This is a genomic window from Sphingobium sp. B11D3D (assembly GCF_025961755.1).
Taxonomy (GTDB): domain Bacteria; phylum Pseudomonadota; class Alphaproteobacteria; order Sphingomonadales; family Sphingomonadaceae; genus Sphingobium.
In genome coordinates, this window is the sequence record NZ_JAOQOG010000001.1 from 1,945,108 (window position 1) to 1,971,033 (window position 25,926).

Sequence of the window (25,926 nt, forward strand, 5' to 3'; positions counted from 1 at the left end):
CCCTTTTAGCTTGCGATGATTGTCTTGGTCTCCAGAAACTCTTCCAGTCCCCAGACACCATATTGCCGGCCATTGCCCGACCTTCTGTATCCCCCGAACGGCGCCGCCGCCGTCCATGGCGGAAAGTTGATCGACACATAACCGGCCCGCACACGGGCTGCGACGGCCCGCGCCGACGCGGGATCGGCCGACTGCACATAGGCGGCGAGGCCGAAGTCGGTGGCATTGGCGATTTCGATGGCCTCGTCAACATTGCGATAGGTGAGGATGCACAGGACCGGGCCGAAGACCTCCTGCGTGGCGATGGCGGCATCCGGTGCGACCGGACCGAAGATGGTTGGCCTGGCGTAATAGCCGGTCGGTAGATGGGCGGGTCGTCCGAGACCCCCGGTCAATAGGGACTGGCCTTCATCGATCGCCTGCTGGATCAGGCCCTGAACGCGATCGAACTGCGCCGCGTTCATCAGCGGGCCGAAGCTTGTCGCGGGATCATCAGGCGGCCCCACGACGAGGCCCTGCGCGGCGGCCACGGCAAGCGCGGCAACCTCCTCGAACCGGTCGGCCGGGACGATCAGCCGGGTCGGCGCGGCGCAGACTTGCCCTGCCACCATCATGCATGCCGCCACGCTGCGGGGGACGACCGCCGCGAAATCGGCATCCGGCAGCAGGATGTTGGCGCCCTTCCCGCCCAGTTCCTGATGCACTCGCTTGATCGTCGGTGCCGCCGCTGCCGCGACCGCCGCGCCGCCCGCCACCGATCCGGTGATCGAGATCATGTCTACATCGGGATGCGCGGCGAGGCGCTGCCCGCAATCCGCGCCGCGACCATTGACGAGATTGAACAGGCCGGGCGGCAGGTCCGCCTGTGCCATCGCCTCCGCGAGCAGCCCGCCGCACAATGGCGCATGTTCGCTCGGCTTGACGATTACCGTGCAGCCCGCAGCGATCGCCGGTACGGCTTTGCACAGCATCTGATTGACCGGGGCATTCCAGCTGGTGATCGCCACCACCACGCCAATCGGCTCCCGCACGATCTCGAACCCGCCGGGCATCTTCTGGGCGAAGGGATAGCGCGCGAGGATCTCGGCCATGCTGTCGAAATGCGCTCGGCACATCATGCTCTGCCCCTGCGCGACCATGCGCGTCAGGCCGATCTCCCGCATGAGGTGATCCTCCAGCGCGGGTGCCAGCGTCTCGAAGGCGGCGCGCATCCGGGCGAGCACGTCCAGCGTTTCCGCGATGCTGCTCTGCGACCATGAGGTGAACGCCTGCCGGGCTGCTGCGACGGCTCGATCTGCGTCGACCGCATCGCCGAGGACCGCGCGCCCGAGCAGCCTTCCATCTGCGGGAGACCGGACCTCGACGATGTCCCGGCCATGCGGCTCGACCCATGCGCCGCCGATGAAGAGACGATCCTGATACAGCGGAGCATTCAAAGTCGTGACACCTTGGCGTGAGAATTGTATAGCACGAGAATATACTATTTCAGAGAGGCGCCGGTGCCGCAATCGGAAAGCGCAGATTATATCATCATCGGCGCGGGGTCGGCGGGATGCGTCCTCGCCAGCCGCCTGTCGGCCGCGCCGGAAAACCGGGTCTTGTTGCTGGAGGCAGGCGGGCACGATCGCCACCCGCTGATCCGCATGCCCTTTGCCTTCATGAAGCTGCAAACCATGCCGTTCCTGACCTGGCCCTATTGGAGCGAGCCCGAGCCGGGGCTGGATGGCCGGCGCCTGTGGCTGCCACGGGGCAAGGTTTTGGGCGGCACCTCCTCGATCAACGGCATGGTCTACGCGCGCGGCCATCCAGCAGACTATGATGAATGGTCGGCACTCGGCGCCACCGGCTGGAGTTGGGACGAGGTGCTCCCCTATTTCCGCCGCTCCGAACGGAGCTGGCGCGGCGACAGCGCAGATCATGGCGTCGACGGGCCGCTGACGGTCAGCCCGGTCGAGACGACTGGGCCTTTGCATGATGCGGTGATGCAGACCGCGCGCGCCCTTGGCCATCCAATTCTCGACGATCAGCATGGGCCAAATAGCGGGCACGGCTTTGCACCGCCCGAAGTGACGGTGGACAAAGGCCGCCGCGCCAGCAGTGCGCGGCAGTTCCTGCATCCCGTCGCGCATCGACCCAATCTGGCCATTCGGACCGGCTGCACGGTCACCCGGATCGTCATCGAGGCCGGGCGCGCGGTGGGCGTCGAGATCATCGATAAAGGCCGGCCGACTTTGCTGCGCGCACGTCGCGAGGTCATATTGTGCGCGGGCACCTACAACTCGCCGCAGTTGCTGATGCTTTCCGGGATCGGCCCGGCGGACGACTTGCGCGCGCTCGGTATCGATGTCGTGACCGATTTGCCCGGGGTTGGCCGCAATCTTCAGGAGCATCCCCTCACCGGCCTTGGCTACACGCTGACCGAGCCCATCGGCTTCGAAAGCAATCTGCGCTTCGACCGGCTTCTGTTGAATGTGGGACGCTTCTTCCTCGGCCGGGGGGACCGGGCGACTCAATTGCCGGTCACCGCCTTTGGCTTCATGCCGACCAGGCCCGGGCTGGCGCGGCCGGATATCAAGGCCAATATCTACCCCACCCGGCTCGATGCCCGCGTCTGGTTCCCCGGCATCCGCAAGGGCGCCGGTCATGCCATGAGCGCGTTCGCCGTGTTGCTGAGGCCCGAAAGCCGGGGCAGCGTGCGCCTGCGCTCGCGCAACCCGGCGGACGCGCCCGAGATCCGAATCAACATGTATGAGGACGAACGGGATCTGGTGACGATGCGCCGGGCGGTGCGCATGTTGCGGGAGTTCTTTGCCACCGCGCCGCTGCGCGACCTTGCCGGAGGCGAGATCATGCCCGGCGATCGCGTGCAGAGCGATGCGGAGATCGACGCCTATAATCGCCGCAGCAGCGTGCTCGCCCATCATGCCTCCTCGACTTGCGCCATGGGCACCGATGAGCAGGCTGTGGTCGACCCGGCCTTGCGGGTCCGTGGCATTGAGGGCCTGCGCGTGGCCGACGCCTCTGTCATGCCTCGCATTGTGGGCGGCAATACCAATGCGCCGGTGATCATGATCGCGGAAAAGGCCGCCGACCTGATTCTGGGCGTCGTCCCGCCGCAGTCCGGCTGAAGGGGGACACTCCCGCGGCAATCGATTGCATTTTTGCTGGCCCTTCCCGCCTCGCTTCGCTACCCCTCCCACCCATCGGCCCGCTGGATGCGAGACTCGCCGCAGCCGCACGAGGATGAGGAGGCTTTGAAATGAAGAGATTTTTGATCGCCGGCGCCGCCATGCTGGCCATGGGGACCGCGATCGCCGCGCCTGCTCAGGCAGAACTGAAAGTCGGCGCCGCCAAGGTCGATTGGACCCCGGCCGCCAAGAGCCTGAAAGAGCCCTATACCGGCGTTCTGGACCCCATTTACGTCCGCGCCATCGCGCTGGAGAGCAATGGCGAGCGCGCCGCGCTCGTGACGGTGGATGTGGGTGCAATCCCGACGGACCTGTGGAGCGGCGTCACCGCTCGCCTGAGCAGCGATCTCGGCATCGCGCCGGAGCGCGTCATGCTCACCGCGACCCACACCCACAGCGTGCCCTGGGGTCCGCACCCCAAGCTGGAGGACCAGATCGTCCAGGCCGTGCGCGAAGCGGTCGGCAAGATGCAGCCGGGCAAGGTCGCCTTCGGCGAAGGCAAGTCCTACATCAACGTGAACCGCAACATCATCGACCCGGACAACCGTCGTTGGTGGGAAGGCCCCAATGTCGATGGCCCGTCCGACAAGACCGTGGCCGTGCTGCGCTTCGAGAATGCGGCCGGAAAGCCGGTCGCCATCTATTATAACTACGCCGTCCATGCCGTGCTGACCGGCAATCTCGATCTGGTGAGCGGCGATCTGCCCGGCGCCGCCTCCCGCTATATCGAAAATGCGATGGGCGATGATGTGGTGGCCGTATGGTCCGAGGGTGCTGCGGGCGACCAAAACCCGATCTTCTTCCAGCAGACCTACGATCTGCGCGCGATCCGCATCGCCGATTATGCCAAGCGCGGCGAAGACATCAGCAATGCCATGCCGCCCGGCGGCGTCGGCATGGACCGCAAGAACCCGCAAGTCGCCAAACTGATGGAACAGCAAAAGCAGATGGCCCAGTCCATGGGCCAGATGCTGGGTGAGGAAGTGCTGCAGACCATGCGCCTGCGCCTCGAACGGCCCGAGAAGGTGAACGGCATCGCCGGCGCCAGCAAGACGTTGGTGTGCCCCGGTCGCGAGCGCACCGACAAGGGCCGCGCAGGCTATGCCGGCACCTATGTCGACGCGGCAGATATCCCCATTCACCTCAGCATGCTGAAGATCGGCGATGTCTTCATCGGCGGCGTGAATGGCGAGGTGTTCAATCCCATCGCGACCAGCTTCAAGGCGCAGGCGCCCTCGCGCCGCACGATGATGGCGACGCTGACGAACGGCTTTGGCCCATCGGGCTACATCCCGAACGATGCGGCTTTTGGCCAATATACCTTCGAGGTGGTGTCCTCGCGCCTGAAGCCCGGCTGCGCGGAAAGCGGCATTGTCAATGGTCTGCTCGATCTGGTCGAGCAGACTGACGCCGCCAAGTAAGGCCAAGGGGGCTACGGCCCCCTTCCCGCCTCCGGCCCAATCCGCTTCGGCTCAATCCTCTTCGCACTTGCAGACCGGCCCCGCGCGCGTCGCGCTGGGCCGGGGTGCGGTCGTCGCGAATTCGACTGGGACCAGACGCCCATCGCGGTTTGCATCCGCTCCGGCAAAACGGGTCGATGTCGCCACGGCCCACTCCTCGAACGAGAGGAGGTTGTTGCCGTCCTTATCCAGCTTGCGGAACGCGCTCGTTCGGCTCGCCATCATTTCCAGACGCGTCACCACGCCATCGCGATTGCGATCATAGCGGTCGAAGCGCTTCTGCTCGCGGGTGCGCTCTGTGGCTTCCGGGACGTCGGGCGGCGGCGCCCCGCGTGCATTGGGATCGCCCGGCCCGGGCAAGGGCGGCGCTTCTGCGCGCAGGCCACCATTGGCGACGCGCGGCTGCATGTCCGCATCCACGGCGGACTGCCACCAGAACAGCCCCGCCGCGACGAACAGCAGCGCGGAAAGTACACCGGCAAAGAATCGCCCCATCGCAGGCCCCCCGCAGGGAGATTAACCGCGCAGGGCGGCGATCAGCAAGCGGCTGTACTGGCGGGGCGTGAAGCCGCGCGATGGCAGCCGGGCGGCGCGGACGTCCGGCATGGCAACAGCGGCGAGCAAACGCAGGGGGCGCGGCAGACTGCGGGCTGATCGTGCATCCCCAGGCAGAAAATCCGAGGCAAGCGTGAGGCTCCGGCGCCCAAGAGCCTCCTCGCTGGCGTGACCGGCCAGATCCCACAAGGCCCAGAGCGCGCCGAGCCGATTGGCCGCCTCGCTCTCTCCTCCGGCCAGCAGCGCAAACAGCCCCCCGCCACGAGCCAGCGCATAGTCCAGCAAATCCTCGTCGCTGAGAGGATCGGGCGAGGCAAGCACGCGCCATCCGTCGATCAGCCGTTCGGCCGCGGTGCTGGCACCGGCGTCCGCTTGCTGGCGCCAGGCATCGACCAGAGGCTCGCCGCGCCCCTTGGCATCATCCCGTTCCACCAGCACGGCATCCCACCAGGCGAAGCGAATGGCGGCGATGGTCGGATCGGCCCGTCGACGGATCAGTTCCGCCAACCGGGCATCCAATTGCCAGCACAGCGCATGCCATGAGCGTTCCGCCGCAGGCGTGTGTGCGAGCAACAGGCGCTGCAACGGGGCGGGCTCGTGATCGGCACCGAGCGCGGTAGGCGGCGCATTCACCAACGATCAACCAACCGAATTAGGCATTTGTCCACCACTTCTGAATAAGGCGAGGATCGGGCCGGTGGCGGTGCAATCGTTCGCCGGATGGGTGGCTTCAAGGGCAGTGAGGACAGGAATGCGCAACCGGGCAGGCGCAAGCTTCATGACCAGGCTTGGCCGCGACGTGCGCGGCAACGTCATCGCCATTTCGGCAGCGGCGCTCATTCCGCTGGCGGGGCTGATTGGCGGCGGCGTGGACATGAGCCGTCTCTACCTCACAAAGACGCGACTGCAACAGGCTTGTGACGCCGGCGTGCTGGCCGGTCGCCGCGCGATGGGATCGGGAAGCTGGACCGAAGAGGGCAGCACCAGCACCCGCAGCCGCGCGCTCGAACTGTTCAACGCCAATTTCACGGATGGCGCCTACGGCACGACCTTGCTCGACCACGATTTCTCGGAGGATGACGGCGAGGTCACCGGCTTTGCGGACGTCTCCGTGCCCATGACCATCATGCGCATCTTCGGCATCACCGAGCGGACCATGCACGTAACCTGCACCGCCAAGATGGAAATCCCGAACACCGACGTGATGTTCGTGCTGGACGTTACGGGATCGATGAATTGCCCGGCCGATGGTAGCTACTGCCCGAGCGGCAACAACAATAATGTTCCAGCCACCAATGCTCGCCTTGTCGGCCTGAAGAGCGCAGTAAAGTGCTTTTATGAAGCATTGCTGCGGGTCAACACAGCCGAGGTCTGCGGCAGCGACCCTACGGCCACCACTTACACCGGCACAGCGCAGATCCGCCTTGGGTTCATGCCCTATTCGGTGAACGTGAATGTGGGCAAGCTACTGAACAATGACTGGATCGCCAACAACTGGTCCTATCAGTCACGCGAACCCCGGATGGAAACGGTCTATGCATGGCAGGCAAGCGGGGAGGCCATGGGCAACTGGAGCAACTGGTCGAGCGCGCCAACCAATCTGAACACTGCCAGCAGCTATTCCTGGGGGACTAACCTCGGCAATAATGGCTCAACCACAATTAACGGCACGTCCTACAGCAACAATCGAACAGACCGGACCTCTTCAAACTGCACGAACCTTAACACCAACGGCACCATTTTAACTTACACGGACAACGGCAGCCTGCAAGCCGCGACGGTCTCTGACTATGCCGCGCCCACATATCCGGCCACTCAACAGACGCGGACGTACCAGCAGAATGATAATCACACCGTCGTCGCGTATCGCTATGCGTGGTCAAACAGCAGTTGCCGCCTGCAGAGCAGCAGTGCGCGCACCTACACCCGGTCGAGGACGACAACTGGCACGCGCCAGATCAGCTGGACGGATTACGAACGCGTTTTTGGATGGCGATACAAGCAGGTCTCGTTCGACGTCTCCGGGCTGAAGGCTGGCGGTTCCAGCTGGAACAATAGCGTCGCACTACCCTTGACCACGACCACAGGGCCGACGGTCAAATTGTCCGGCTCCACCAGCGACACGACGCTCTATTTCCCGGCAAATGCCGATGTGGGCTGGGACGGCTGTATCGAGGAGCGGGCCACAGTCAAAAACAGTGACGGCGACCCCAGCGACGAGTGGAACTCCATTCCCACCGGCGCTCGCGACATGAACATCGACGCCGTGCCTGATCCGTCCAACCCGGACACGCAGTGGAAGCCAATGTTGCCCGGCGCGGCGTGGTCGCGGTATACGGGGACAAACTATAACAATAACTGGACCCTGAACAATGTCGACGCTTCCGGTGTCGACCCTTCTCACCCTCGCAAAGACAGATTCACTTACTACTGTTCGACGGAAGCCAAGAAACTGCAGACCTGGTACACACCGGGCAGCTTTGTGAACTATGTCAATTCATTGCGCGCCATCGGTAACACCTATCATGACATCGGGATGATCTGGGGTGCCCGATTCATTTCGCCGACCGGAATCTTTGCCGACGAGAACAGAGAGACTCCGACCGGCGGTGCCATACAGCGTCACATCATCTTCATGACCGATGGGGCGACGATGACGAGCAACACAAACTATACCGCCTATGGCATTCCGTGGTGGGACCGCCGCCAGACGACCTACGCGCCCAGCGATAGCCAGCTCGATAGCGTTCTCAACAGCCGGCTCGTTGCGCTGTGTACCGCGATCCGCAACCGCAATATCACCTTGTGGGTGGTCTCCTATGGCGGCGGCGTCGACAGTACGACCGAAGCGCGGCTGCAGAACTGCGCAACGCCGGGCAAATATTTCAAGGCCGATGATACACCGACGCTGATCAGCAACTTCAAGCAAATCGCGTCCGAAATCGCCGATTTGAGGCTGACCAACTGAGATGAGGCGCGCGCCTCATCTGTTCGGCGCACGCGCCTTGCCTGTCCTGCGCCGTTTCGCGCGGGCGCAGGACGGCGTGACGATCATCGAGTTCGCGCTCATTCTGCCGGGCTTCCTCATCATGCTGCTGGGCGCGCTGGATGTTGGGCACACGCTCTACATGCAGAGCGTCGTGCAGGGCGCCGTGCAGAAGGCCGCGCGGGACGGCACGCTGGAGACATCCGCCGGCACCAACGCGACCTCGCGCGATGCGATCGACGCAGTCGTGGAAAGCCAGATCAAGCAATTGCATAATGACGCGGAGGTTTCGGTCCAGCGGCGCTTTTATCGCAGCTTCTCGCAAGCCGCTGCTGCTCAGGCCGAGCCCTTTACGGACAGTGCGAGCGGCCCCAACAAGAATGGCGTTTGCGACGGCGGGGAGCCGTTTGTAGACAACAATAACAACGGCGTTTGGGATGCCGACGGTGGCAATGCCATCAACGCCGCGGGCGCGCGTGACAATGTCGTGTTCACGGTGACGGTCTCCTATCCGCGCCTTTTTCCGATCGACAGACTGATCGGCGGGCATGGGACCACGCATGTCGTGGCCAGAACCGTGCTCTCAAACCAGCCCTATGGCGACCAGGGCACCGATGGCACGCCCACCGTGCGGTATTGCTCATGAGTGCGGTGAGGCTCCTCAAGCGCAAAGGCGCGCTCTGCCGTGTGCGGCTTGGCAAGGTCGCACGTCTGGGGGGCGCCCAGAGCGGGGTGGCTGCCGTGGAATTCGCACTCACGGCCCCGCTCATCCTCGGCATGTTCCTCGCGGGCGCGGAACTCACCAATTTCGCGATCACGCGAATGCAGGTGAGCCAGATCGCCCTGCATGTTGCCGATAACGCCTCCCGCATCGGCACCAACAGTCTGCTCACCGCACCGCAGATCAGCGAAGCGCAGATCAACGATCTGCTGATCGGCGCTAATATGCAGTCCGGCTCGCTCGATCTTGCTACCAATGGGCGGATCATCATCTCGAGCCTTGAGCCGGTCGCCAATCCCAATCCCGAACCCAAGAAATTCCACATTCACTGGCAGCGTTGCTTCGGCGCCAAAAGCTGGGCTTCGACCCATGGCGTGCAGGGCGACACCGATCTGCCGGCGATGGGCGAAACCGGCAAGCAGGTGACGGCGCCCGATGGCGGCGCGGTCATTTTCGTTGAAGTGGCCTATGATTATACACCGCTCATTTCGGCGAGCATCGTGCCGACGACCGTCATCGTCGATACTGCCGCCATGACCGTGCGCGACGACCGCGACTATAATGGCAATGGCGGCACGGGCGTCTACAATAATGAAGGCGTCACCGCTTCGACCTGCAGCAGCTGAGGCGATAGCGCGGGCCTAGAGCGCCAGATCGACCCACCCGCTTTGGGCCCGAGAGGCGGCAACGGCTGTCTCGATAAACGCCATGCCGCGCAACCCCTCCTGCACGCCGGGGAGCAAAGGCGCCGCATTGCCCTGAAGAACCGCCGCGAAATCGCGATAGAGGGTGGCGAAGGCCGCCATATAACCTTCGGCATGGTGGACGCCCGGCGGACAGGCGATCGCCGGCTCGGCCTCTTCGAATGAGAGCCGAAGACTGGCACCGTCGATTGGATGCAGCGTAAGGGCATGGGGATCAGCAAGCGTCCAGACCAGACTGGCGGCCTCCCCATCGCAGCGCAGGCGGAGCCGGTTGCCCTCCCCCGCCTCGATCTGCGACGCCATTATGATCCCACGCGCGCCATTGTCGAACCGCAGGAGCACGGCGCAGTCGTCGTCCAGCGTGCGCCCCGGCACGACGCTGCCAAGGTCGGCCATGATCCGGTTCACATGCAGGCCGGAGACGAACTCGGCGAGCTGGAAGGCGTGGACGCCGATGTCCGCGATGCAGCCGCCTGCGCCGGAGCGCGCGGGATCTACCCGCCATGCCGCCTGCGCATGGCCGGCTGCGCTCGCCAGCCAGCCCTGCGCATAGGTTGCGCTGACCTTGCGGATCGCGCCTAGTTCTCCGGCAGAGATCATCGCGCGGGCTGCGCGCACGGCGGCAAAGCCACCATAAGGATAGCTGACCGCAATGGGGCGGCCCGTCTCGTTCACAAGCGCGGCGAGCCTGCGGGCTTCATCGAGCCGCGCGGTCATGGGCTTGTCGCTCATCACGGCAAGGCCGGCCTCGAGGGCGGCCACGGCCGCCGGATAATGGAGATGATTGGGCGTAACGATGGTCACGAAGTCGGCGCCATCCACCCGGTCCCGCTCGCCCGCCAGCAGAGCGGGCACATCGGCATAGGCACGGGCGGGATCGATGCCATAAGCCAGGCCCGCCTGCCGGGATCGCGCCGGGTCGGAGGAAAACACGCCCGCAACCAGCCTGATCTGCCCGGTCGCCTCCGCCGCGATGCGGTGGGTCTGGCCGATGGACAGGAGCCCGCCTCCGCCGATCATGGCCATGTTCAACATGACGGGCGCCTCCGCTTCCCCAGCGATCAGGCAGCAACCAAGGCGGCGTCGCGCAAGCCGCGCCACACCCGGGCGGCCTGCACGCTTTCCTGCACATCGTGCACCCGCACGATCTGCGCGCCCAGCCCGATCGCGACCTGCGCCAAGGCGACCGAGCCGCCGAGGCGCTGCTCGACCAGCGCACCATCGGTCAGCGCGCCGACAATGCGCTTGCGGCTGGCCCCGAACAGCAGCGGCACGCCCAGCGCCTGATACATGGCCAGATTGTTGATGATGCGCGTATCATCCTGCAACGCCTTGCCGAAGCCGACACCGGGATCGAGGATGATCTTGCTCCGCGCAATACCGGCATCGAGGCAGGCGGCGATCCGCGCCTCCAGCCAGTCGAACACGGCCATGTCCGCCGTCGGCCCTGCCACGGCGCCGGCCTTGTACTTGACCGCCCCACCATGCGGATCGTCGCCAGCGGACGGGCTGTGCATCAGGATGACGGGGCACCCCGCCTTCGCTACCACCTCCAGCCCGCGCGGATCGTGGGTGAGGCCGGTCACATCATTAACGATGCCGGCGCCGGCCGCGAGCGCGGCCTCCATCACCGCTGCCTTGCGCGTATCGATGGAGACCACGATGCCGTTCCTGGCCAGTCGCTCGATCACCGGCACGGTCCGGGCGATCTCGTCGCCCTCCCACACGGTGGCGGCGCCGGGCCGGGTGGACTCGCCGCCGACGTCGATGATCGAGGCGCCGGCCAGCTGCATCGCAAAGCCGGCATCGGCGGCGCGCTCGGCATCGCCGATGAGCTTGCCGCCATCCGAGAAACTGTCCGGCGTCATGTTGAGGATGCCCATGACCTGCGGCGTATCGAAGCGAATGACGCGCTCGCCCAGCGTCAACGGTGCGCGCGGCGCCGTCAGCCCCTCCATTTGCGCTGCGACCCGCTCAGCCTGCGCGTCGCTCAGGCGGCTTTGCCAGTCATCAAACATGGCAACGGGGACGATGGCCTTGCCGGCGGTGCCTTCCGCGCCCGCCCAACGGACCTCGAGGCCCTGGAACCAGATCAATCCACCGGCGAGCCTGCGGAATTCATGCGTGTCCAGCCCGACAGGCGTGTCGATGAACCAGATCGGGCGCAGATAGAGGCGGGCGTCCGGCGGCGGGGTTTCCATCATCATCGGGCGATATCCTTGTGCATCCCGCGCGCCTTAGCTTGCCCGGCACAAAAGCGGAAGCAGGAGCCCGGACCCGCGGTGGGAGCGCGCCGTCCGGGCCCCAACGACGGTGCCTTATGGCTCCGTCGCGAGCAGGTAAAGCTGGCGCATGGCATCGAGCGGCTTCACGGCGCCTTCGTGCTCGATTTGCCAGAAGGTCCAGCCATTGCAGCTGGGCGCGCCCTGCAGCGTGGCGCCCATCTTGTGGATCGAGCCGGTCTGGCCCTTGCACTCCAGCGAGCCATCGGCGCGGACATGCGCCTTGAAGCGCCCCTTGCTGGCGGTGAGCACCGTCCCGGGTGCGATCATGCCGGTCTCGACCAGCGTGCCGAACGCCACGCGCGGCTGGCTCTTGGGAGATTGCATGATGGTCAGCGCGCTCTCATCCAGCGGGAGCGCTGCAGCAATACGCTCCCGCGCGACCTCGCAATAACTGTCTTCCCGCTCGATGCCGATCCAGCGGCGCCCCAGGCGGCGGGCCACGGCGCCGGTTGTGCCGGTGCCGAAGAAGGGATCGAGCACCACATCGCCCTTGTTGGTGCAGGAGAGCAGCACGCGGTACAACAGCGCCTCCGGCTTTTGGGTGGGATGCGCCTTGGTGCCGCCGCGCTTGAGGCGTTCCTGCCCGGCGCAGATCGGCAGCACCCAGTCCGAGCGCATCTGCAGCTCGTCGTTCAGGGTCTTCATGGCGCGATAATTGAAGGTGTATTTCGCCTTCTCGCCCTGGCTGGCCCAGATCATCGTCTCATGCGCATTGGTAAAGCGCGTGCCCTTGAAGTTGGGCATGGGATTGGCCTTGCGCCAGACGATATCGTTGAGGATCCAGAAGCCGTGATCCTGCATCAGCGCGCCGACGCGGAAGATATTGTGATAGCTGCCGATCACCCAGATCGTACCATCGGGCTTGAGGATGCGGCGCGCTTCGGCCAGCCACTCGCGGCAGAAGGCATCATAGGCGGCATAGCTGTCGAACTGGTCCCAGGCATCGTCCACGGCATCGACCCGGCCGCCCTCGGGCCGGAACAGATCGCCGCCGAGCTGGAGATTATATGGCGGATCAGCGAAGATCATGTCCACGCTTGCCGTCGGCAGCGTGCGCATGATGGCGATGCAGTCGCCCTGCAGCAGCGTGTCGAGTGGCAGGATCGGCGGCGTGTTGGCCGGCAGGACCTTTGCGCGCACCGGTCGCTTCGTCAGTTTTTCCATCACGCTCATGTCGTCTCACCCCCGTTTGTGCGCCCGGTGTGAGTCACGACGAGTCCACCGTCAAGAGCGGTAACGGACTGGAGTCACGCGAAGAATCCGCGCCGGAAATGAGAACGAAACGAGTCCCACACGAGGGATGGAGTCCTGCGATTCAGGCAGGACTCAACATGTTGTGGTGTTGCGCCGAAGACTCAGGGGCGCGATGGGCCGAAAAATATTTTAACCGAGCCTCCGGCATTATCGATTTTCAGAGGCTGCCCGGTCCCTGGATCAGCAACCACAGGCCGATGACCGCGAACAGGCTGGCCGCCACGATGCGCACCACCTTGAGCGGCACGCGGCGGAGCAGTTCATGCCCGAGGAACACTGCCGGGACATTGGCGATCAGCATGCCCAGGGTCGTCCCCATCGTCACCAGACCGACCTGATGGAACTGCGCGCCAAGCGCGACCGTCGCGATCTGTGTCTTGTCTCCCATCTCCACGAGGAAGAAGGCGATCGTAGTGGTGACGAACGCGCCGAAGCGGGCCGGCTTGTCCTCCAGATCGTCGATCTTGTCGGGGATCAGCGTCCAGATCGCCATGGCGAGAAAGCCGGCTGCGACCAGATAGTGGAACCAATTTTGCTGAAAGATGGACGCCACGCTCGCGCCGAGCAGAGCCGCCAGAAAGTGGTTGGCCAGCGTCGCCGCGAGAATGCCGAGGATGATCGGCACCGGCTTCTTGAACCGGGTGGCGAGCAGGATGGCCAGCAACTGCGTCTTGTCACCGATTTCGGCGAGCGCAACGACGGCGGTGGAGGTGAACAGGGCTTCCATGAAAAATCCTCAGCCGGGCAACAAGACAAACAATGACACCGCGCCTCCCGCCCGGCCTGGACGGAAGCTCGATGTCATTGGTCTCGCCGGAATGCTTGGATTCCCTGCCGCCACGGCCTCTCGACCGAGTATGTTGACGGGCAGGCCTGCCGGAAACCGGCAGCTGGCTACTCCCCAGATGACCCCAGCGCCTTAGGCCTTCGGCCGTCTCCCGTCAACGGGCGCCCTACAGAAAGGCCAGTTGCGCGACTGGCGCGAAGCTGCGGCGGTGAAGCGGGCTCGGGCCGTGCTGGCGCAGCGCGGCGAGATGATCGGCGGTGCCGTACCCCTTGTTCCGCTCCCAGCCATAATGCGGATGGTCGCGCGCGGCTTCCCGCATCAGCGCGTCGCGATGCTGCTTGGCGATGATCGACGCGGCGGAAATGCAGGGCTCCAATGCGTCCCCCCCGACGATCGCCCGCGCCGACCAGCGCCACTCGGGGCGCCGGCCATGGGGCGTGAGATTGCCGTCCACCAGCACCTCGCGCGGATCGCATCCTAGGCGGGCGCACAGCCCCTCGACCGCGAGCGTCATCGCCAGCATCGTCGCGCCAAAGATGTTGAGCCGGTCGATCTCGGCGACGTCCACCACGCCGACCGCCCAGTGGCAGCGGCGCTTGATCGTCGCTTCCAGACCCGCGCGCTTGGCGGCGCTCAGCTTCTTGCTGTCATCCAAGCCGGACGGGCGCGGCTTGCAGAGCACCACCGCCGCCGCGACGACCGGCCCGGCCAGCGGCCCGCGCCCGGCCTCGTCGACCCCCGCGATCATCCCTCGACCCGCCAGGGCGGATAGCGCCGGTTCTCGCCCGCCGAATAGAGGCAGACGCGGTTACCGGCGGGATCGACCAGCCAGGCCTCGCGCCAGCCCCATGCCTGATCCACCGGCTCATTATCGAAGACGAGGCCCGCCGAGATCAACGCCGTCACCCGGGCATCGAGATCATCGCATTCCAGATAGACGCCATGCTGCTGGCCATGGAGAGACAGCGTTGCGCCGCCCGGCGCCTCGAACCGGGCATAGGGCTGGTCCGGGCTGTCCACGATCAGGGTCAGGCCCAGATCCTCGTAGAAATCGCGGGAGGCGGCATAGTCGCTGACCGGCACGGATATCTGATTGAGCCGGCCGCTCGGTCCCATATCGAGCCGCACCGCGCCATGCGCCATCGGACCATGCCCGCGACCGAGGCCGGGCGCAGTACGCAAAGCCAGCCGTACGAACAGGCGCGCCCGAGCGATCGCTTCCGGCAGGTCCAGCCCCTGCCCCAGCCCGGTCGCGATGGCGCTGGCCAGGGTGCAGCCCGTGCCATGGGTATCCTCGGTATGGATGCGTGCCCCTTCCCAACGGGCGATTTCGCCTTCCGATCCGACCAGCCGGTCGGTGATGATCTCGCCGGGGGCGTGGCCGCCCTTAATGAGCAGCATCTCGCCGCGCGCGGTCAGTTCTGCTTCGCCGCCAAGCGCCGCCAGCTCCGGCAGGTTCGGCGTCGTGACGAACGCCCAGCCCATCAGCTCGTGCAAGCTCTCGATGGTGGCTGCGTCCGCCAGCACGCCGCCGCTCGTCGCGACCATCACCGGATCGAGCACCACCGGCGCGCCAATGCTCTCAAGCCGGTCGGCGACCGCCAGCGCCGTCTCCGCAGAGCCGATCATGCCGATCTTCACGGCGTCCACGCCGATGTCGCTGACCACGCTGTCGATCTGCGCGAGCACCATGTCCGTCGGCACGGGATGTACGGCCTGCACGCCCAGCGTATTCTGCGCGGTGATCGCGGTGATCGCCGTCATGGCGTGGCCACCCAGCATGGTGACGGTCTTGACGTCCGCCGGGATGCCGGCGCCGCCGCCGGAGTCCGAGCCGGCGATGATCAGGATTCGAGGATAGCTCATGAGGCGCTTTTGCCCCTTGCCAGCGCGGAAGTCGAGCCGCTGGCGCTGCGCCTCACTGTTCCTTGCGGGCGCAGGCGATGCACAGCGATGCCTCAGGCCGGGCCGCCAGACGCGCCGGGGCAATGGGCTCGCCGCACAGCAGGCAGGCGCCGTAAACGCCCGCCTCGATCCGCGCGAGCGCACGATTGACCGAACCGATCTCGCGCGCCACCAGTGCAGATTGCTGCTCCAGCGCGCGATCATCCTGCACTTCGCTTGCCTGTTCAGCTGAATCGGCATTCAGTGGTTCGTCCAGATCGACCGCAAGCCGCTTTTGCCGAGCTTTCAGATCATCGCGCATGGCCAGAAGCCGTGCTTTTGCGTCCATCATGTCCATGGCAACCCCCTCTCCGTCCGACTGCTTGATGCCAATCTAGGCGGTGATGCGCGCCAATCCATGCGCCAGATCAAACAGGTCGCGCGGACGCTCAGCCCTTGAAGCGGCGCTCCGTCGAAGCCGGGTTCCGCTGGAGCGCGTCGCCAGTCCGGCTTGGCCGATCCAGCAACTCGCCCCCGCAATTGGGGCAGCGATCATCCATGTCCTCGGCGCACTCGGCGCAGAAGGTGCATTCGAACGAGCAGATGAAGGCGCCGCCGGCATCGGCGGGGAGATCGGCGCCGCAGCGCTCGCAGTCCGGGCGCATCTCAAGCATGGGCGGCTGCCGCGCTTGCCACGGCATCGCAGATGCGGTCCACCACGCGGACGACCTGATCGCCATCGTCCCCTTCGGCCATCACGCGGATCACCGGCTCGGTGCCGGACGGCCGAATGAGGAGGCGCCCCACCCCTTCCAGCTCCGCTTCGGCCTGCGCGATCACGGCCTGGACGCTCTGCGCCTCCAGCGGCTTGCCGCCGGCGAAACGGACATTCTTGAGCAATTGCGGGACCGGCTCGAACTGGCGCAGCAGCGCGCTCGCCGGCTTGCCGCTCTGCACGAGCGCGGCGAGCACCTGGAGCGCGGCAATGGTGCCGTCGCCCGTCGTCGCATAATCGGAGAGGATCATGTGGCCGGACTGCTCGCCCCCGACATTGCACCCGCACGCCTTCATCTCCTCCAGCACATAACGGTCACCGACCTTGGTGCGGATGAGGGGAATGCCCTCGCTAGCGAGCTTTCGCTCCAGCCCCAGGTTGGACATCACCGTGGCGACGACCCCCTCGCCCTTCAACATGCCCTGCCGCGCCCAGCTCGTGCCGATCAGCGCCATGATCTGGTCGCCATCCACGATGGTGCCGGTCTCATCCACCACGATCAGCCGGTCGGCATCGCCATCGAGCGCGATGCCGATGTCGGCGCCGGATGCCACGACCGTCTCCTGCAGCAGCAGCGGCGCGGTCGAGCCGCAACCATCGTTGATGTTGGTGCCGTTGGGCGTCACGCCGATCTGGACTAGCTCAGCACCCAGCTCCCAGAAGGTGTAGGGCGCGGTGTTGTAGGCGGCGCCATTGGCACAATCGAGCGCGACCTTGAGCCCATCGAGCCGCAGATGCTGCGGGAAGGTCGATTTGACGAAGTGGATGTAGCGCCCCCGCCCATCCTCGACCCGCCGCGCGCGCCCGATGCCTTCGGACGGAGCCAGCGGTATCTCGCCGCCCTCGATCAGCGCCTCGATCTTCAGTTGATCGGCGTCGGAGAGCTTGTATCCATCCGGCCCGAACAGCTTGATGCCATTGTCATAATAAGGATTGTGGCTGGCGGAGATCATCACGCCGAGATCGGCGCGCATCGATGCGGCCAGCATCGCCACGGCGGGGGTCGGGATCGGGCCGAATTGCACCACGTCCATGCCGACACTGGTAAAGCCCGCGACCAGCGCATTCTCGATCATATAGCCGGAAAGGCGCGTATCTTTGCCGATCACCACGCGGTGGCGATGGCTGCCGCGCATGAAGTGGCGGCCGGCGGCCATGCCCACTCGCATGGCCATTTCGGCCGTCATCGTGGACTGGTTGGTGCGGCCCCGGATGCCATCCGTGCCGAAGAAGCGTCTGGTCATCGCCAGTGCTTAGCGGATCGGGGGCCGGCAACGCCAGCCCCTTGAAGGCTCACCGCACCGGCGCCGTCTGGTCCCGCAGGCCTTCCTCCGGGCGGTCATCGACCGGTTCATCCTCTTCCTTCAGCGTGTCGAGATGCATCAGGCGCTTGACCAACGGGGAGACCGCCAACACCGCGACGGCGATACCAATCGTCCACCAGCCGATGGTGTTGTAGACGGAAAGCGTCGCCTCCTTGGTCATCTCGCCATCATGACCGCCGGTCGCCTCACCGATCTTGCCAGCGACGAAATTGCCGACTGCCGACATGTAGAACCAGGCGCCCATGATGAGGCTGGCGAGATGCTTGGGGGCCAGGCGGTTCATCGCGGAAAGCCCGACAGGCGAGAGGCACAGCTCACCGGTGGTCTGGAACAGATACACCAGGAACACGAACAGCACCGGCGTCAGCGCCGCCATGCCCGCGGACTGGGCGCCCCATACGAAGATCAAGAAGGAGAAGCCGACCTGCGCCAGCGCCAGACCGAATTTGGCCGGTGCGGACGGTTCCCAGCCGCGCTTGCCCAGCCACAGCCACAGCCAGGCGAAGACTGGCCCGAGCAGCACGATGTAGATGGGGTTGAGCGACTGGAAGAAGGTGGTCTGGAAACCGCCACGGTCGACATAGCGATCCGTGTACAGATTGAGGCTGCCGCCCGCCTGCTCGAACAGGCCCCAGAAGACTGGGTTGAGGGCGACAAGGAAAACGATCGCGAAGATGCGATCGCGGGCATCGGGTTGCAGCTTCATCGCGGCGTAGAGCACATAGCCGAGCAGGGCGACGCCCGCGACGATAAGCAGCGTCTCGATGATATCCTGATACTGGACGAGGAACCAGATCACGCCGATGGAGGCAACGCCGATCGCGTAGAGCAGCCATTCGGTGCGCAGGGTGAGCGGCTTGGGCGGCTCCCCCTTGCCCATGAGGAACGGCTTGCCGATGACGAACACCGCCGCGCCCAGCAACATGCCAACGCCCGCCGCGCCGAAGCCGTATTTCCAGCCGTAGGTCTCGCCGAGCCAGCCGGCCATGATGGTGCCAATGGCCGCGCCCACATTCACGCCGACATAGAAGATCGTGTAGGCGCCGTCGCGGCGGGGATCGGTAAGGCCATAGAGCTGGCCGACGATCACCGAGATATTGGCCTTGAGGAAGCCCGAGCCGACAACGATGCAGCTCAGCGCCAGCCAGAAGATGTTGATCGTGGGATCATCCTGTCCGCCCGAGCCTTCAAATGCCATCAGGCAGTGGCCGGCGGTGAGGATCAGCGCGCCGAACAGCACGGCCTTGCGCTGGCCGAGATAGCGGTCGGCGAGATAGCCGCCCAGCACCGGTGTGACGTAGACGAGGCTGGTATAGGCCCCGTAGACGAGGTTCGCCTGCCCATCGCTGAACAGCCAATGCTTGGTGAGGTAGAAAATCAGCAGGGCGCGCATGCCATAATAGGAAAAGCGCTCCCACATCTCGGCAAAGAACAGGATGTAGAGGCCCTTGGGATGGCCGATAAACTCCTGCTTCTTGCTCACAAGCCCGACCGCGCCGCCGGCAAGAAGCACGACGAGCGCGATGAGGGCGATGGCTGGAATGGTCGCCATAAAGTCTCCTGGTCCGGGCAACGGCGAGACGCCGGCCGCGACAATATGCCCATGAGACTTAGAGAGTCTGACATTTGAGAAAAGCGCTTTTTTCCGCCGGCCTCGATGGGAGCCGTTCCATCGGCCCTGCCGTAGCGAAAACCGCCGCTACCGCACCGACATTGCGATCAATTCGCAAAGGCGCTTGGCGGATCGACCGGATTTGTCTAGCGATGCGGCATGTTCAACGACCGCTCTTCCCTCCCCGCCTATCTCGCATCCCGCCGGTCCGGCAAACCGCGCGACCTCGCGGCGCCTGGCCCCTCGCTCGATGAGCAACGCGAGATGGTGCGGATCGCGACGCGGACCCCCGATCATGGCAAGCTCGCCCCCTGGCGGTTCGTGATCGTGGCCGACGACCAGCGCGCGGCGCTGGCGGCCCTGCTCGAGCGCGCCTATTTGGCCGAAAAGCCCGACGCCGGTCGGCTGGAAATCGAGGCGATGCATCAGTTCGCGCATCAGGCGCCGGCGCTGATCGTCGTGCTGTCCTCGCCCAAGCCTTCCAAGATTCCGGTGTGGGAGCAGGAGCTCTCCGTCGGTGCGGCAACCATGAACCTGCTGCACGCCGCCCATGCGATGGGTTTTGCGGGAGGATGGCTGACCGGCTGGCCGTCCTACAACGAGGCCGTGCGCGATGCGTTTGCCACGAGCGAGGAGCGGATCGCTGGCTTCGTGTTCATCGGCACGCCCTCGCGGGATCTGGACGAGCGCCCCCGGCCGGAGCTGGACGACGTGTTGTCGATCTGGTCGGGCGGCTGACCGCACGCTTCCTGGCCGGCGCCTTGACCGATCCACTGTATTATGTCACTGATGCAGCATGATCGATGAGAGCCGGCCTGTCTATCTGCGCCTGCGCGACCAAATCGCCGCTGCCATTCTGGATGGACGCTTTGCCGATGGCGATGTCTTGCCATCGGTGCGGGCCTTTGCGGCCCAGCAAGGCGCGAATCCCCTGACCGTCGCCAAAGCCTATCAGAGCTTTCAGGATGAAGGGCTGGTGCAGGTCCGCCGCGGCGTTGGCATGTTTGTCGCGCCGGGCGCATCGCGGCGCTTGCGGGCGATGGAGCGCGAACGCTTCTTCAGCGCGGTCTGGCCGGGCGTCTCCGAGCAGATGCATCGCATTGGAATCACGCTGGAAGAGCTGATCGAGCGAGATCGCGTGACCACCGGCTGATCACGGCCCGTCGCCCCAACCCATCGATCTATCGCGTCTGATCTCTCGTTCATCTGCCGTTGCGGTTGGCCTCGCCAGACTTGTCGCATCAGGTTGAACGGAGACAAGACATGATCAAGACCGCCCTTGCTACCCTCGCCGCCGTCGGCGTGATGATGAGCGCAGCCCCTGCGGAAGCCCATAAGAGCAAGCATCGGCACGGGCACGGCGCCAGCCGTATGTATGACGACCGCGGCTATTATCGCGAGCCCCGCCCGATCACTCGCGACACGCGCACATGGCGCGGCGATGATGGCCGCTATTATTGCAAGCGCGCGAACGGTACGACGGGCCTGATCATCGGCGCGGCCGGTGGCGCATTGCTCGGCCGGACCATCGATACGCGCGGCGACCGCACGCTCGGCACCGTGCTTGGAGCGGCCGGTGGCGCCTTGCTCGGTCGGGAAATCGAGCGCAGCGGCGCGCGCTGCCGCTGATCGGCGCTTGAGTTTGGACGCGCCGGAGCGGCCACAAGGTCGCTGCGGCACGGGCCGCTCAACTCTGGAGATTATAGCTTTTCATGAGATCGTAGAGCGTCGGCCGGCTCACCCCCAGCATTCGGGCCGCGCCTGAGATATTGCCCTCGGACCGGGAGATCGCCCGCCGGATCGCCGCCTGATCGGCCGCCTCGCGGACCGCGCGCAGATTGACCACCGGGCCATCCTCGCCAGCTGCTCCATCCAGATCGAGATCGCCTGCGGTGACCATCTTGCCCTCGGCCAGGATGACCGCACGTTTGACGCGGTTTTCCAGCTCTCGCACATTACCCGGCCAGTGCCAGGCATCGATGGCGGCAATGGCATCGCTGGCCAGGCCGCGCACCTGTGCATTCAGTTCCGGCGCGAAGCGGGCGACGAAATGGCGCGCCAGCAGCACGGCATCACCGGTTCGCTCCGCCAGAGCCGGGATGCGCACGATGATCTCTGCCAGGCGGTAATAGAGATCCTCGCGGAAGCGGCTCTGGGCGATCATCTCCTCCAGATTCTGGTGGGTCGCGCAAACGATCCGGCAATCGACCGCGATCTGCTGGCGCCCGCCGATCCGCTCGATGGTCCGCTCCTGCAAGAAGCGCAGCAGCTTCACCTGCAACGCCAACGGAATATCCCCGACCTCATCGAGGAACAGCGTGCCGCCCTGCGCCTGCTCGATCTTGCCGGGCGTGGTCTTGACCGCACCTGTAAAGGCGCCCTTCTCGTGCCCGAACAGCTCGCTCTCCAGCAGCGTCTCGGGGATCGCCGCGCAGTTGATCGCGACGAACGGCCCGGCGGCGCGGTCGCTCTTTTCGTGCAGGCCGCGCGCGAGCAACTCCTTGCCAGTGCCGCTGGCGCCAAGCAGCATCACGGACACGCTGGCGCTCGCCACCCGTTCGATCATGCGCGCGACCTTGAGCATTTCGGGCGATGCCGTGATCATATGCCCGAGCACCCGCGCATCGGCGGGGACCGCCTCGGCAAGCCGCCGGTTCTCCTGCTCCAGCGTGTGGACGTGGAAGGCGCGCGCGACGATGTGCCCCAGCGAGTCGATGTCGAGCGGCTTCTGGTAGAAGTCCCACGCCCCCTGCGCGATCGCACGCCGGGCACTTGCGCGGTCGCCCTGGCCGGACGCCACGATCACTTTGGTCGCCGGGGCTTCGGCGAGGATCTGCGCCAGCGCGGCCATGCCTTCGGTGATTCCATCCGGGTCCGGCGGCAACCCCAGGTCGAGCGTGACCACCGGCGGCGCTTCTGCGCGCAGGATGTCCATCGCCTCCTCCCGGTCCCCCGCGATCAGAATGTGATAACCGTCATAGGACCAGCGCAACTGGCGCTGCAGACCTGGATCATCTTCGACGATCAGCAATTTCGGGCGACTATCCCCCATCACATCGCACTCCGCATCGGCATGTCTGTTGCGTTCTCACTTGGGCTGGTGACTGGCAGCCGGATCGTGAACTGGCTGCCTTCTCCTTCGACACTCTGGACGAGAAGCCGGCCGCCCATTGCCTCGACCAGCGCGCGCGTCTCATGCGCGCCAAGGCCAAATCCACTGGCTTTGGTGGAGCTGAAGGGGCGGAACAGACGGTCGCGCATGAAGGCGGCGCTCATCCCCTTACCCCGGTCGATAACGTGAAGATCGAGCCAGGCGGAGCCCTGCTCCACGACGATCCACACCAAGGCGCCATCCGGGCTGGCCTCGATAGCGTTGCGCACCAGATGGGTGAGCGCGCGCTGCAGATTATCGGCGTCGACGATCACCTGCTGTTCGAGCGCGCCCTCCACGACGACATTGCGCGTGCCGCCGGCCCAGGCGCGGGCGAGATCGCCGAGCCATGGCCCCAGCAGCAGTTCCTCGCGCTCGGAGGGGCGCGCCTGCCCGCCGCGCCCAAGGCGCTGGATGAGGTCGTTCATCCGCGACGAGGTCTCTTCCAGCGTCAGGATCATATCCTCCCTGAACGCCGGATTGTCCGCGTGGCGGCGGGCGTTGCCGGCCAGCAGCGTCATCTGGCTCACGAGATTCTTGAGATCGTGCAGGATGAAGGCGAAGCGGCGGTTGAACTCTTCGAACCGCTGCGCTTCAGCCAAAGCCTCGCGGTGGCGCTCCTCCGCGACACGAGCGGCAGCTTCACCGCAGACGACGCGCAGAACGTCAAAATCCTCCCAGTCGAGCGCGCGAGAGCGTGGCGGTGCCGCGATCAGCATCACGCCGATGATCTCATCGCGGCAGATGAGCGGCGCGAGTGCCCAAGCGGCACGGCTCTCCAACATCAAGGCCGGGAGAAGGTCGCCCAGATCATGTCCCTCGCGTGCGATGTCGAGGATTTTTCCGGCCGGAACCATCCGGTCGGTGACGGCGAGTGGCAGGGTCAGCGGCGGGGCGCTAGCCTCTGGCCACGCATAGGCGCAGACGCGGACCAGACGCTCATCCTGCCTCAGATACAGCGCACCGGCCGGCGCATCGACCGCCTGGGCAATCGCCCGCGCGATCCGGCAATCGAGGCTGGTGTCATCCGTATCTCCGCCATCCATCGTGGCGGAGAAGCGGAGCCAGAGGCTGCGATAGTCATATCGATGCGCGAACACATGCTTGGAGATTTCGCCCCGCAGCCACGAGCGCATCGAGGCCGACGGCAGAAAGGCCAGCACCGCGACGGCAAGGGTGAACAGCAGCGCGAACTGGACGATGCGCGCCATGGGAGCGCTCATGCCGCTCAGCAAGCCGACCAGCAGCAGGATGACGCAAATGTAGAACAGCGCGAGACCGGCCGAGACGAGCCGGGTCGTCAGTGTGCGCGAGAGCGCGAAGGCGCGCGTGCCATCGCTGCGCAAGCCCAATGCGAGCATGATCGCCAGCACCGCCATCACGAACCCGCGCATCGGCGCGAGCGGGGTCATGCTCCCTTCGGCGAACCAGACCAGCAGATAATGATTGAAATCATAGGCCCACATGCAGGCCAGCGCGGCGGCCAGCCAACCCTCGCGGCGGGCCGATTCCGGGTCACCGCGCCCGGTGCTCCAGCGGAAGAGCAGCAGCAGCGCGCCCAGAGCGAAGGCAGCGCGCAACATCCAGGTCATCTCGAAATAGACGAGGATGCGGCGATCGACCCGAATACCCTCGCCCATTTGCAGATCGAAAATGAGCTGAACCGCGAGCACAAGCGCCAAAGCCAGCACCACAACCTTGGGGCCAGTCCGCCCGCCCGGTCGCCAGACCCGCGAGAGGCTGGCCAGTGCTGCCAGCCAGGCCGCGTTGCGCATGGTCTCGGTGACGCCATCGCTCAATTGCCCGAGTGGGCTGAAGCCAACAAAGGCATGACGCAGCGACCATAGCGCCGTCAGCGCCAGCGCCACGATGACGAACTGCGGCGCGGCGATGCGGTGGGGTTGTCGCGAAATCAAGATTGCGAGCGTGGCGAACAGGATCGCCGCGAGCGCGTGACCCAGATGGCCGGCAATCAGCCAGACAGTCATGCGCATCTCCCCCGGCTAAGCGACCGCCCGGCCGTGAAGATCACGCCGCCCACGTCGCAGCGCCGCCATCCCGCTTTACAGGTCAGTGTAAGATGATCCGACACCCGGCCGACTTACGATGAAATAGCAAAAATATGCTGAACGCCGCAGATTGCCGGCGCGCGATGCCGATTTTTACCGGATGCTAAGGCTGTCTGCTTATCATGCACGCGTCCGCGAAGACCGGACGAGCCGGAGCCATTCATGCCCAACCGCATCTATCTGCTGATCGCCCTCGCCTTCATCATCGGTGGCCCGATGCTTGTGATGGGCATCAGCAATGTCCTCCCTTCGGACCCGGCGGTAGAGGTGGCGGCAAACGGCGGGCAGGCCCTAGAACCGTCGGTGGAACAGGCGCAGTCCGAACCGGTCGCGGAGGCACCGCCCCCGCCGGTGGTAGAACAGGCGCCCGGATCGACCGATCCCCTCTTCGATGCCAACCCGACGCTGGATGTGGAGTCCGCCCGCGTCTCGCTTCCCGAGCCGGTCACCGAGGATGTCCCCGCACCGCCGCCCCCGGCCCACACGGAAAACTTCTCGCCGCAGTCCGGTTTTGGCGGCGACGACGGCAAACCACATTATTGAGGCGCGCGTGATCTTGACAGACGAGCGTAAGGCCGGCCGCTCAGCGCGGCGTTGTCAAAATGTCAATCAGGGCACTCACCCCGGCGTCAATCCCGATGCTCATCTGCCCCGCTCGGAAGCGCGGCAATATCCGTTCGGCGATGATCTTTTTGCAAAGTGAGTTGGGCAACGCTTGTTCCAACCCATAGCCAACCGCGATCCGCACCTGCCGCTCGTGAGGCGCGACAAGAAGAACCACGCCGTCATTATAATCCTTGCGGCCGATCCCCCAGGCATTGGCAAGGTCGCGGGTAAACTCTGAAACATCCCGCCCGCCCAGAGATTTGACAGTCACCACAACCATCTGGTGACGGGTGGTCTCCTCAAACCGCGCAAGACGCTTTGAAAGTGCCGCTTCTTGCTTGTCCGGAATGATGTTGGCGAAGTCATTGACGCGGCCAATAGGTGCGACCGCCGCCTGCGTTTGGGCGGCGTGAGACGGCGCATCCCTCGTGGATTGGTCGGCTGGCGGCGCGTTAGAGCAAGCCGTGGTGTACATGATCAACAGGGGGACGAGGAGCTTGTTGGTCAACATTTTGATGTCTGACCTAGAGGCCCACATTTTGCTGTTTCGGACCAACGTGTTTC

Annotated in this window: 25 protein-coding genes and 1 riboswitch; of the genes, 9 read left to right on the forward strand and 16 right to left on the reverse strand. The window is 65.2% G+C overall.

All coding sequences use genetic code 11. The features are described 5' to 3' along the window. Positions 1-5 precede the first annotated feature (5 nt). On the reverse strand, positions 6-1,436 hold the full coding sequence (locus tag M2334_RS09190; RefSeq protein WP_264605266.1) for an aldehyde dehydrogenase family protein: 1,431 nt from the start codon (positions 1,434-1,436) through the stop codon (positions 6-8). Positions 1,437-1,499: 63 nt separating this feature from the next. On the opposite strand from M2334_RS09190, the gene M2334_RS09195 reads away from it, so the two are divergent. Then, entirely contained in the window at positions 1,500-3,128 is a 1,629-nt protein-coding gene (locus M2334_RS09195) for a GMC family oxidoreductase (RefSeq protein ID WP_264594563.1), read from the forward strand. A 131-nt stretch (positions 3,129-3,259) separates the two neighbouring features. Then, entirely contained in the window at positions 3,260-4,609 is a 1,350-nt protein-coding gene (locus M2334_RS09200) for a neutral/alkaline non-lysosomal ceramidase N-terminal domain-containing protein (RefSeq protein WP_264594564.1), read from the forward strand. 51 nt (positions 4,610-4,660) lie between these two features. On the opposite strand, the gene M2334_RS09205 is transcribed toward M2334_RS09200, so the two are convergent. Beyond that, entirely contained in the window at positions 4,661-5,143 is a 483-nt protein-coding gene (locus M2334_RS09205) for an EF-hand domain-containing protein (RefSeq protein WP_264570194.1), read from the reverse strand. Between the two features lie 21 nt (positions 5,144-5,164). Then, positions 5,165-5,836, reverse strand: coding sequence for a hypothetical protein (locus M2334_RS09210; RefSeq protein WP_264605267.1), 672 nt, complete (start codon positions 5,834-5,836; stop codon positions 5,165-5,167). A 145-nt stretch (positions 5,837-5,981) separates the two neighbouring features. On the opposite strand from M2334_RS09210, the gene M2334_RS09215 reads away from it, so the two are divergent. From M2334_RS09215 to M2334_RS09225, 3 genes are read left to right on the forward strand one after another with little or no spacing between them, the layout of a single operon-like run. Beyond that, positions 5,982-8,171, forward strand: a complete 2,190-nt coding sequence (locus tag M2334_RS09215; RefSeq protein WP_264605268.1) for a TadE/TadG family type IV pilus assembly protein — start codon at positions 5,982-5,984, stop codon at positions 8,169-8,171. A gap of 1 nt (position 8,172) precedes the next feature. Continuing rightward, the gene (locus tag M2334_RS09220; protein WP_181559544.1) at positions 8,173-8,835 is read left to right on the forward strand and encodes a TadE/TadG family type IV pilus assembly protein; all 663 of its coding nucleotides are present in this window, start codon (positions 8,173-8,175) and stop codon (positions 8,833-8,835) included. Then, positions 8,832-9,536, forward strand: coding sequence for a TadE/TadG family type IV pilus assembly protein (locus M2334_RS09225; protein ID WP_264605269.1), 705 nt, complete (start codon positions 8,832-8,834; stop codon positions 9,534-9,536). The genes M2334_RS09220 and M2334_RS09225 overlap by 4 nt, the downstream gene beginning before the upstream one ends. 15 nt (positions 9,537-9,551) lie before the next feature. Here the strand turns inward: M2334_RS09225 and M2334_RS09230 are convergent, their stop codons facing one another. The 10 genes from M2334_RS09230 to M2334_RS09275 all read right to left on the reverse strand — a co-directional run bounded on the left by M2334_RS09230 (position 9,552) and on the right by M2334_RS09275 (position 19,476). Then, on the reverse strand, positions 9,552-10,649 hold the full coding sequence (locus M2334_RS09230; protein ID WP_319801340.1) for a Gfo/Idh/MocA family oxidoreductase: 1,098 nt from the start codon (positions 10,647-10,649) through the stop codon (positions 9,552-9,554). A gap of 26 nt (positions 10,650-10,675) precedes the next feature. Beyond that, positions 10,676-11,818, reverse strand: a complete 1,143-nt coding sequence (folP, locus tag M2334_RS09235) for a dihydropteroate synthase (protein WP_264606065.1) — start codon at positions 11,816-11,818, stop codon at positions 10,676-10,678. A 114-nt stretch (positions 11,819-11,932) separates the two neighbouring features. After that, positions 11,933-13,072 carry a site-specific DNA-methyltransferase gene (locus tag M2334_RS09240; RefSeq protein ID WP_181559542.1) on the reverse strand — a complete coding sequence of 380 codons (1,140 nt, stop codon included), beginning with the start codon at positions 13,070-13,072 and terminating at the stop codon, positions 11,933-11,935. A gap of 238 nt (positions 13,073-13,310) precedes the next feature. Then, positions 13,311-13,880, reverse strand: a complete 570-nt coding sequence (locus M2334_RS09245) for a TMEM165/GDT1 family protein (RefSeq protein WP_181559541.1) — start codon at positions 13,878-13,880, stop codon at positions 13,311-13,313. Positions 13,881-13,883: 3 nt separating this feature from the next. Then, positions 13,884-14,069: riboswitch (yybP-ykoY riboswitch) on the reverse strand. A 37-nt stretch (positions 14,070-14,106) separates the two neighbouring features. After that, positions 14,107-14,688, reverse strand: coding sequence for a ribonuclease HII (locus tag M2334_RS09250; RefSeq protein WP_264594570.1), 582 nt, complete (start codon positions 14,686-14,688; stop codon positions 14,107-14,109). After that, a complete protein-coding gene (thiD, locus tag M2334_RS09255; protein WP_264594571.1) occupies positions 14,685-15,806 on the reverse strand; it encodes a bifunctional hydroxymethylpyrimidine kinase/phosphomethylpyrimidine kinase in 1,122 nt (373 codons plus the stop codon). Before thiD ends, M2334_RS09250 begins: the two co-directional genes overlap by 4 nt. A 52-nt stretch (positions 15,807-15,858) precedes the next feature. Continuing rightward, a complete protein-coding gene (locus tag M2334_RS09260) occupies positions 15,859-16,176 on the reverse strand; it encodes a TraR/DksA family transcriptional regulator (RefSeq protein ID WP_319801341.1) in 318 nt (105 codons plus the stop codon). A 97-nt stretch (positions 16,177-16,273) separates the two neighbouring features. Next, complete coding sequence (locus tag M2334_RS09265; protein WP_264594573.1) at positions 16,274-16,498, reverse strand: DUF1272 domain-containing protein; 225 nt, start codon at positions 16,496-16,498, stop codon at positions 16,274-16,276. Further along, complete coding sequence (glmM, locus tag M2334_RS09270) at positions 16,491-17,843, reverse strand: phosphoglucosamine mutase (protein WP_264605270.1); 1,353 nt, start codon at positions 17,841-17,843, stop codon at positions 16,491-16,493. The genes M2334_RS09265 and glmM overlap by 8 nt, the downstream gene beginning before the upstream one ends. 49 nt (positions 17,844-17,892) lie before the next feature. After that, entirely contained in the window at positions 17,893-19,476 is a 1,584-nt protein-coding gene (locus tag M2334_RS09275; protein WP_181559535.1) for a peptide MFS transporter, read from the reverse strand. A 219-nt stretch (positions 19,477-19,695) separates the two neighbouring features. Here M2334_RS09275 and M2334_RS09280 point away from each other — a divergent pair, with 219 nt between their 5' ends. From M2334_RS09280 to M2334_RS09290, 3 genes are all read left to right on the forward strand, one after another. Next, positions 19,696-20,274 (forward strand): nitroreductase, encoded by a 579-nt coding sequence (locus tag M2334_RS09280; RefSeq protein ID WP_264587116.1) that lies wholly within the window; start codon positions 19,696-19,698, stop codon positions 20,272-20,274. Between the two features lie 58 nt (positions 20,275-20,332). After that, on the forward strand, positions 20,333-20,689 hold the full coding sequence (locus tag M2334_RS09285) for a GntR family transcriptional regulator (RefSeq protein WP_264587115.1): 357 nt from the start codon (positions 20,333-20,335) through the stop codon (positions 20,687-20,689). A 110-nt stretch (positions 20,690-20,799) separates the two neighbouring features. Continuing rightward, positions 20,800-21,165, forward strand: coding sequence for a glycine zipper 2TM domain-containing protein (locus M2334_RS09290; protein ID WP_181559532.1), 366 nt, complete (start codon positions 20,800-20,802; stop codon positions 21,163-21,165). 58 nt (positions 21,166-21,223) lie between these two features. Here M2334_RS09290 and prsR read toward each other — a convergent pair whose 3' ends face one another. Continuing rightward, entirely contained in the window at positions 21,224-22,588 is a 1,365-nt protein-coding gene (gene prsR / locus M2334_RS09295) for a PEP-CTERM-box response regulator transcription factor (RefSeq protein ID WP_264605271.1), read from the reverse strand. Then, complete coding sequence (prsK, locus tag M2334_RS09300; protein ID WP_264605272.1) at positions 22,588-24,675, reverse strand: XrtA/PEP-CTERM system histidine kinase PrsK; 2,088 nt, start codon at positions 24,673-24,675, stop codon at positions 22,588-22,590. The genes prsR and prsK overlap by 1 nt, the downstream gene beginning before the upstream one ends. A 243-nt stretch (positions 24,676-24,918) precedes the next feature. Between prsK and M2334_RS09305 the strand changes: the two genes are divergently transcribed. After that, complete coding sequence (locus tag M2334_RS09305; protein WP_264605273.1) at positions 24,919-25,299, forward strand: hypothetical protein; 381 nt, start codon at positions 24,919-24,921, stop codon at positions 25,297-25,299. Between the two features lie 40 nt (positions 25,300-25,339). Here M2334_RS09305 and M2334_RS09310 read toward each other — a convergent pair whose 3' ends face one another. Beyond that, positions 25,340-25,873 carry a TPM domain-containing protein gene (locus M2334_RS09310; protein WP_264605274.1) on the reverse strand — a complete coding sequence of 178 codons (534 nt, stop codon included), beginning with the start codon at positions 25,871-25,873 and terminating at the stop codon, positions 25,340-25,342. Between the last annotated feature and the right edge of the window lie 53 nt (positions 25,874-25,926).

Bases quoted from the DNA above. Each gene is read 5' to 3' on its own strand.
- thiD (WP_264594571.1), bottom strand. From the start codon at position 15,806: ATGAGCTATCCTCGAATCCTGATCATCGCCGGCTCGGACTCCGGCGGC.
- M2334_RS09285 (WP_264587115.1), top strand. From the start codon at position 20,333: ATGATCGATGAGAGCCGGCCTGTCTATCTGCGCCTGCGCGACCAAATC.
- M2334_RS09260 (WP_319801341.1), bottom strand. From the start codon at position 16,176: ATGATGGACGCAAAAGCACGGCTTCTGGCCATGCGCGATGATCTGAAA.
- M2334_RS09275 (WP_181559535.1), bottom strand. From the start codon at position 19,476: ATGGCGACCATTCCAGCCATCGCCCTCATCGCGCTCGTCGTGCTTCTT.
- M2334_RS09305 (WP_264605273.1), top strand. From the start codon at position 24,919: ATGCCCAACCGCATCTATCTGCTGATCGCCCTCGCCTTCATCATCGGT.
- glmM (WP_264605270.1), bottom strand. From the start codon at position 17,843: ATGACCAGACGCTTCTTCGGCACGGATGGCATCCGGGGCCGCACCAAC.
- M2334_RS09280 (WP_264587116.1), top strand. From the start codon at position 19,696: ATGTTCAACGACCGCTCTTCCCTCCCCGCCTATCTCGCATCCCGCCGG.
- M2334_RS09250 (WP_264594570.1), bottom strand. From the start codon at position 14,688: ATGATCGCGGGGGTCGACGAGGCCGGGCGCGGGCCGCTGGCCGGGCCG.
- M2334_RS09310 (WP_264605274.1), bottom strand. From the start codon at position 25,873: ATGTTGACCAACAAGCTCCTCGTCCCCCTGTTGATCATGTACACCACG.
- folP (WP_264606065.1), bottom strand. From the start codon at position 11,818: ATGATGGAAACCCCGCCGCCGGACGCCCGCCTCTATCTGCGCCCGATC.
- M2334_RS09230 (WP_319801340.1), bottom strand. From the start codon at position 10,649: ATGTTGAACATGGCCATGATCGGCGGAGGCGGGCTCCTGTCCATCGGC.
- M2334_RS09240 (WP_181559542.1), bottom strand. From the start codon at position 13,072: ATGAGCGTGATGGAAAAACTGACGAAGCGACCGGTGCGCGCAAAGGTC.
- prsR (WP_264605271.1), bottom strand. From the start codon at position 22,588: ATGGGGGATAGTCGCCCGAAATTGCTGATCGTCGAAGATGATCCAGGT.
- M2334_RS09200 (WP_264594564.1), top strand. From the start codon at position 3,260: ATGAAGAGATTTTTGATCGCCGGCGCCGCCATGCTGGCCATGGGGACC.
- M2334_RS09290 (WP_181559532.1), top strand. From the start codon at position 20,800: ATGATCAAGACCGCCCTTGCTACCCTCGCCGCCGTCGGCGTGATGATG.
- prsK (WP_264605272.1), bottom strand. From the start codon at position 24,675: ATGACTGTCTGGCTGATTGCCGGCCATCTGGGTCACGCGCTCGCGGCG.
- M2334_RS09245 (WP_181559541.1), bottom strand. From the start codon at position 13,880: ATGGAAGCCCTGTTCACCTCCACCGCCGTCGTTGCGCTCGCCGAAATC.
- M2334_RS09225 (WP_264605269.1), top strand. From the start codon at position 8,832: ATGAGTGCGGTGAGGCTCCTCAAGCGCAAAGGCGCGCTCTGCCGTGTG.
- M2334_RS09205 (WP_264570194.1), bottom strand. From the start codon at position 5,143: ATGGGGCGATTCTTTGCCGGTGTACTTTCCGCGCTGCTGTTCGTCGCG.
- M2334_RS09215 (WP_264605268.1), top strand. From the start codon at position 5,982: ATGACCAGGCTTGGCCGCGACGTGCGCGGCAACGTCATCGCCATTTCG.
- M2334_RS09265 (WP_264594573.1), bottom strand. From the start codon at position 16,498: ATGCTTGAGATGCGCCCGGACTGCGAGCGCTGCGGCGCCGATCTCCCC.
- M2334_RS09220 (WP_181559544.1), top strand. From the start codon at position 8,173: ATGAGGCGCGCGCCTCATCTGTTCGGCGCACGCGCCTTGCCTGTCCTG.